The organism is Herbiconiux sp. (genome assembly GCF_023264895.1).
In the GTDB taxonomy this organism is placed as follows: Bacteria; Actinomycetota; Actinomycetes; order Actinomycetales; family Microbacteriaceae; genus Herbiconiux.
On record NZ_JAHFUY010000018.1, the window covers coordinates 88,810 to 95,418 of the forward strand.

Annotated in this window: 5 protein-coding genes; 4 read left to right on the forward strand and 1 reads right to left on the reverse strand. The window is 69.9% G+C overall.

The features are described from left to right. Positions 1-28 precede the first annotated feature (28 nt). The 4 genes from Q0D57_RS02840 (at position 29) to Q0D57_RS02855 (ending at position 4,801) form a co-directional block, all read left to right on the forward strand. A complete protein-coding gene (locus tag Q0D57_RS02840; RefSeq protein ID WP_291037794.1) occupies positions 29-832 on the forward strand; it encodes an SDR family oxidoreductase in 804 nt (267 codons plus the stop codon). Between the two features lie 23 nt (positions 833-855). Beyond that, positions 856-1,998 carry a low temperature requirement protein A gene (locus Q0D57_RS02845; protein WP_291037797.1) on the forward strand — a complete coding sequence of 381 codons (1,143 nt, stop codon included), beginning with the start codon at positions 856-858 and terminating at the stop codon, positions 1,996-1,998. A gap of 171 nt (positions 1,999-2,169) precedes the next feature. Next, positions 2,170-3,474 (forward strand): M23 family metallopeptidase, encoded by a 1,305-nt coding sequence (locus Q0D57_RS02850; protein ID WP_291037800.1) that lies wholly within the window; start codon positions 2,170-2,172, stop codon positions 3,472-3,474. A 10-nt stretch (positions 3,475-3,484) separates the two neighbouring features. Then, a complete protein-coding gene (locus Q0D57_RS02855) occupies positions 3,485-4,801 on the forward strand; it encodes a serine hydrolase domain-containing protein (RefSeq protein WP_291037803.1) in 1,317 nt (438 codons plus the stop codon). Between the two features lie 107 nt (positions 4,802-4,908). Here the strand turns inward: Q0D57_RS02855 and Q0D57_RS02860 are convergent, their stop codons facing one another. Further along, a complete protein-coding gene (locus Q0D57_RS02860; RefSeq protein ID WP_291037806.1) occupies positions 4,909-6,237 on the reverse strand; it encodes a serine hydrolase domain-containing protein in 1,329 nt (442 codons plus the stop codon). Positions 6,238-6,609: the final 372 nt, after the last annotated feature.

Sequence of the window (6,609 nt, forward strand, 5' to 3'; positions counted from 1 at the left end):
CAGACACCGCCGACGGTTGTCTGGAGGCATGAGCGAACACACCAGCGAACAGACCACCCAGCCCACCACCGCCCAGAGGATCGTCGTCGTCACCGGAGCGAGTTCCGGCATCGGCCGCGGCGCCGCCCTCGAGATCGCCGCCCGCGGCATGGGCGTCGTCGTCACCTACAACGCCCGCCCCGAGGGCGCCGAGCGCACGGTCGACGAGATCCGGGAGCACGGCGGCACCGCCGTCGCCCTCCCGCTCGACATCAGCCGCACCGACACCTTCCCCGACTTCACGAACGCCCTCACCGCCGTGCTCAGCAGCGAGTGGGGCACGGATCGCCTCCACGCCCTGGTCAACAACGCCGGCTTCGGCGGCGGCATGGGCTTCGACGAGATGACCGAGGACGCCTTCGACGCCTACTACCGCGTGCTGCTGCGAGGCCCCTACTTCCTCACCCAGGCGCTGCTGCCCCTGATCGAGCACGGCGGCGCCATCGTCAACACCTCCAGCAGCTCCGTGCACCCCGGCGACACCGAGCCCGGCTACTCGGGCTACGCAGCGATGAAGGGCGGCCTCACCGTCGCCACCCGCTTCCTCGCCAAGGAGCTCAGCGGCCGGTCGATCCGCGTGAACTCCGTCTCCCCCGGCCCCACCCGCACCCGTCTCGGGGACAACGCCTTCGAACGCTTCCCGGAGGTGATCGACGGCCTGGCCGCCAAGACCGCGTTCGGCCGGATCGGCGAGCCGTCCGACATCGGCAAGGTCATCGCCTTCCTCGTCTCCGACGACTCGGCCTGGATCACCGGCGAGGACATCCTGGCCACCGGCGGGTACGCGTTGTGAGCGCCCGCCTCGGCACCGTCGCAGTGCCCAGTCGCGAAGGCGACCGCGTCACGACCCTCGAGCTCTTCTTCGACCTGGCCTTCGTGTTCGCCTTCACCCAGCTCAGCCGCCTGATGGCGCAGCAGCACGACGCCCTCGGCATCCTGCAGGCGCTCGTCATCCTCGCGCTGCTGTGGTGGGCGTGGACGTCGTACGGCTGGCTCACCAACATCGCCCACGCCGACCGGGGCGTGGTCCGGGTGGCGATGATCGTCGGCATGACGGCGATGTTCGTCGCCGGCCTCGTGGTCCTCGAGGCCTACGACGACCTGCCCGGCGGCCTCGTCGGCCCCCTCGTCTTCGTCGGCGCCTACCTCGTCGCCCGCGTCACCCACGCGATCGTCTTCGTCTGGCTCGCCGAGCCCGAGCTCCGCCGCCGCACCCTCCTCACCGTCACCCTCTCCGTCGTCCCTTCCGGAGCGCTGCTCCTCGCCGGAGCCCTCCTCGGCGGCACCTGGCAGCTCTGGTGCACCCTCGCCGCCGTCGCGATCGAGCCCCTCGTCTCCTCCCGCACAAGCGTCGGCGTCGCCTGGCCCGTGCGCTCCACGGCCCACTTCACCGAACGCCACGGCCTCATCGTCATCCTCGCCCTCGGCGAGTCCATCCTCGGCATCGGAGCGGGCGCAGCGACCGAGCCGATCAGCGTCGGCATCCTCGCCGGCGTGATCCTCTCGATGCTCATCTGCATCGCCCTCTGGTGGGCCTACTTCACCCGCCTCAGCGGTGAAGCCGAGCACGCCCTGCTCTCCGTCCCCGCTCCCGCCCGAGGCCGAACGGCGACCACCGCCTACACCTACCTCCACCTGCTCCTGGTCGCCGGCATCGTGCTGGCCGCCCTGGGCCTCGAGGTGGCCATGGCACACATCGAAGACCCCGACCCGCTCGGCCTCTTCGGGGCAGCCGCCCTGAGCGGAGGAGTGGCGTGCTACCTGGCCGGAACCGCGGCCTTCGCCCGCCGCCTCCTCGGCACCTGGAACGTCCCCCGCCTCGCGATCGCCACGATCTTCGTCGCCCTGACACCCGTGGTCAGCGCACTCCCCCCGCTCGCCGCCCTGGCGAGCGTGGTGGCCGTCCTCATCGCCCTGTTCGTGTCCGAACGGATCGTCATCCCGGCCCGAGCACGCTGACGAGCCCCGCCCAAGGCGGCCCGAAGTCATGTCACTCCGTCACAGAGGACTCAGGTCTATGGTGCAGCCCCGGTGGGCACGCCACAGTTGCCGTGGAGCCAGCCGAGCCCGCACCCGCAGGCCGACCCGCCTCCACCACCCGTCTTCGTCAGGCCGAACATCGGAGCCGCCATGCGTCGCACCCCTCCCCGCCGAACGCGCGCCGCCGCCGCACCCGCGCTCACCCTCGGTCTCGCCGGCATCCTGCTGCTGACCGGCTGCACGGCCGGAAGCCCCGCCTCGGAGACTCCCGCCGCCGCAACTCCCGCGGCCGGCGCCCCGACCCCCACGCCCGTCGCCGACGGCGAAGACCTCACGCCCGAGACCTCGTTCACGCCCCTGATGGCATCGACCACCACGACGCCCGCACCCGTGCTCGGCACCGACGGCAAAGTGCACCTCGCCTACGAGCTGCTCCTCACGAACGCCGTCTCCCTGCCCTACGCCGTCGACTCCCTCGACATCGCCGACCCCGAGACCGGCGACACGCTCCTCACCATCGGCCCCGACGACATCCAGAGCTCCATCACCCGCCTCGGAGACGACGCCGAGGGCACCGACGAGACCGGCCCGATCACCATCGAGCAGTCCGAGACGTGGATCGCCTGGATCGACGTCGCCGTCGACCCCGACGCCGTGCCGTCTCGCCTGCAGCACACCGCGAACGGAGCCATCCAGCGCCCCGACGGCCAGACCATCCCGGTCGACGCCGTCATCAACACCACCACCATCAGCGATGCGGAGGCGCAGGTGGTCTCCTCACCGGTGGCGGCGGGCGACTGGCTGATGAGCGAGGGATGCTGCAGCAACTACACCCACCACCGCAACGGCTTCGCGCCGGTCAACGGCCAGGGCCTCGTGCCGCAGCGCTTCGCCGTCGACTTCTACAAAGTGGATGCCGACGGCGTCACCTGGGAGGGCGACCCCAGCAAGCCCGAGAGCTACTTCTCCTACCGCCAGCCGATCGTGTCGGCGACATCCGGAACCGTCGTGCGAGCGGTCGACGAGTTCGAGAACAGCACCTCGCTTCCCGAGCCGCCGCCCATTCCCCCGATCATCGAGACCGTCGGCAACCACGTCGTCGTCGAGATCGAGCCTAGCCGCTACCTGCTCTACGGGCACATGGATCCGGGGTCGGTGAAAGTGAAGGTCGGCGACACCGTGGAGGTGGGGCAGGAGCTCGGCCTCATCGGCACGAGCGGCAACTCGTCCACCCCGCACCTGCACTTCCAGCTGCAGACCGAGCCCACGTTCTTCCCGACCGACAGCGTGCCGTGGGCGTTCGACGAGTTCACCCTCCTCGGCTCGATCACCGAGCGGATCTGGGACGACGACCTCGGCCTCCAGCCCACGGGCCAGCTCCCCTTCGAGACCATCGACCCGTCCCCCCGCGAGAACGAGATGCCCCTCGACCGCGACGTCATCCGCCTCGACTGAGGGGCCGACCATGAACTCGACCGGACACGCCAAGACGGCAGCAGCAGCGATCGTGGTGGGCACACTCCTTCTCGCCGGATGCACGGCCGGAGCCGGAGAGACCTCGACCGTGTCGACGACAACCGACCCGACAGGCACGAAGGCGACACCCGCGGCGGCATCCGACTGCGTCACCGATCCTGACGCGGTGATCGCCCGCACCGCGGATCTGCCCACCTCGCCGATGCCGGAGCCCGCGGCATCCGCTCTCGACGCCGCAGCCCAGCAGGGTCTCGCCGACGCGGCGGCCCCGGGCGTCATCGTCGCCGTGCAGTCGCCCGACGGATTGTTCCTCGAGGCGTACGGCACGGCGGATCCGGCCACCGGCGCACCGATGACGACCGACATGCACCACCGGGTGGGGTCGATCTCGAAGACCTACACCGGAACGCTGCTGCTGCAGCTCGTCGACGAGGGCGAAGTCGGGCTCGACGATCCCGTGTCGGACTATCTCGACGACGTCCCCGACGGAGACGAGGTGACACTGCGGATGCTTGCCGACATGTCGAGCGGCATCGCCAGCTACACCAAGGACGACGCCTGGCAGGCGTCGTACTTCGGCGACCCGCTGAAGGTCTGGTCGCCCGATGAACTGGTGGAGATCGGGTTGGCCCTGCCACCCGTGTTCGAACCCGGTGAGAGCTTCGACTACTCCAACACGAACACGCTGCTGATCGGCAAGGTGATCGAGGAGGTCACCGGGCAGACCTACGACGAGGTCATCCAGCAGCGCATCATCGAGCCGCTCGGCCTCACGAACACGATGTGGCCCGGGGCCTCGGCCGACTTCCCCGCGCCGCACGCGCAGGGCTTCACCCTTCAAGGTGAGACCGCCACGCCGGATGCTCCCGCCAATGCCACCGACTGGAATCCGTCGTGGGGCTGGACCGCCGGCGAACTGATCACCACGGCGGCCGACCTGGCGACCTATGCGCGCCACCAGGCCACCGGGGCGGGTCTGATCTCGCCCGAGCTGCAGCGCGAACGCCTCACCGGCTTCGACGACTACTCCGGCTACGGCCTGGCGATCACCTGCTCGGGCGGCTGGGTCGGCCACACCGGTGAACTGCCGGGCTTCAACACCGTCATGCTCTACGACACGGCCTCCGACACCACTCTCATCACCCTGACGAACAGCGACATCGCCTCAGGCGACTGCCCCGAGGGTGCCACCATCACCGACAACCCGACGGTCGACCTGCCCTGCTCCTCGCCCGCTCTGCGGGTGGCGACGTCGATCACGACGGCCCTCGGCAACCCCTACGTGGGCCCGGGCCCGAAGCGCTAGCAGCCCGCGGTGGCTCGAGGTCGGCCGACGACGCGACGGACTCCCGGCCGGCCCCGTTCGTGCCGGATGAGGCGGGAGTGCGACGGCGGCGACGACCGCCCGGCTCCCTACGACCGCGGCGGCGGCTGGTACGTCTCCCCCAGCACCCCCGACAGCCCCACGAAGATCCGCACCGCCGACACCTGGCAGATCTCGTCCCCCGGGTCATCCTGCAGCGTCGGGGAGTTCTCACACCCACCGGATGCGACGTCACTGTTGGTCTGCACGCTCACCGTCGTATCGGTGGCCGTGTCGTAGAACTGCGTGGTGTTGTAGCCCGACAGCTCCCCCGCGTGCCCCACCCATCCCTGCCCGCACCCCATCTGCAGTCCGTACCCGCCGGCCCCCGGCGCCGGCGGACTCTGCGACGGATCGAGGAAGCTCTCGAGCCGCACCTTCTGCGTCGCATCGTCCAGAATGCCGGCCCCGGTCCCGAGAGCACGCCCCATCGTGAGCAGGTCGTCGGTGGTCGAGATGAGCTCACCGGCCGTCCACGCCCACGAGGGATTCCAGTCGGTCGAATCCGTGGGCATCCCGGACGCGGCCGCCTCATCCCCGTTCAGGGTGAATCCCCGCGCGAACGGCTCAGGCATCGCAGCAGACGAGCCAGGCCACACCGTCGACGTCAGATTCAGCGGCTCGAGGATGCGCGACTGCAGCTCGTCGGCGAACGCGTTGCCGGTGACCTCCTCGATGATCTCCCCGAGAATGACCGAGTTTCCGTTGGAGTAGAGGAACCGCTCCCCCGGCTCGGCGGCCGGCGACACCTCCACGGTCGCATCCACGAGCTCCTGCGGCGTGTAGCTCGCGCTCGTGTCGGCGAAGTACTGCGTGATGAAGGCCTCGTTCGACGTGTAGGTGTTGACCCCGCTGGTCATGTTCGCGAGCTGGGTCAACGTGATGCTGTCGCCGTTCGGGATGCCGTCGACGTATGCGTCGACCGTGTCGTCGAGCGACACCTTCCCCTCCTGCACCAGCTGCAGCAGGACCGTGCCGGTGTACATCTTCGTCAGCGACGCGATCCGCGTGTGCATGCCCACGTCCATCGGCGTGCCGGCCACCGGATCGGCGAGCCCGTACGCCTTCGTCCACTTCCCCTCCGGAGTCTGCACCCCCACGATCGCCCCGGCCGAGGCCCCGAGCTCGAACGCCTTCTGCGCTGCAGCATCCAGCTCGCTCACGAGCTCCGCCGGCAGCTCCCCCGTCGGCTGCGCCTGCTTGCCGGCCGCGATCGCCGCCTCCGGATCCACGACACACGTCGACACCCCCGCCGCCACGGCTCCGGATGCGGTGGGCGAGCTGGTGGGCCCGGTCGCCGTCGGGGTGGTGCAGCCCGCCAGCATCAGTGCCCCGGCGGCGAAGAGGGCGGCACTGAAGACGATCTTGCGAGCGATCACGGGGTTCCTCCGATAGATGTCCAGGCACTCACGCCCCACCTCGAGCGGCGCCACAGGTGTGGCAAATCTAGGGGCCGTACACGCCGGCGACCATAGACCCAGGTCCCGATGCAACGTGGTTCCGCGGAGGTGCCGGCGGCATGAACTGCGGGGCAGTTGGACACGGTACGTATTCCCGCGGGCGGGTGGTGCTGGGGGCTTGTCCGGTCGGAGCCGCAGTCCCCTCGCCCGCTTCGCGGTCTCCCGCCAGTCAGTGAGGATGGTGGTGGTACCCCCGCAGTGGGTCGTCCTGACTCGCCGCCAGTCTGACGCGTGTGTCTTGCTCGGGATCTGTCGGTCGGTTCGCTGCGGGGGTGTCTTGCACTCACCGTG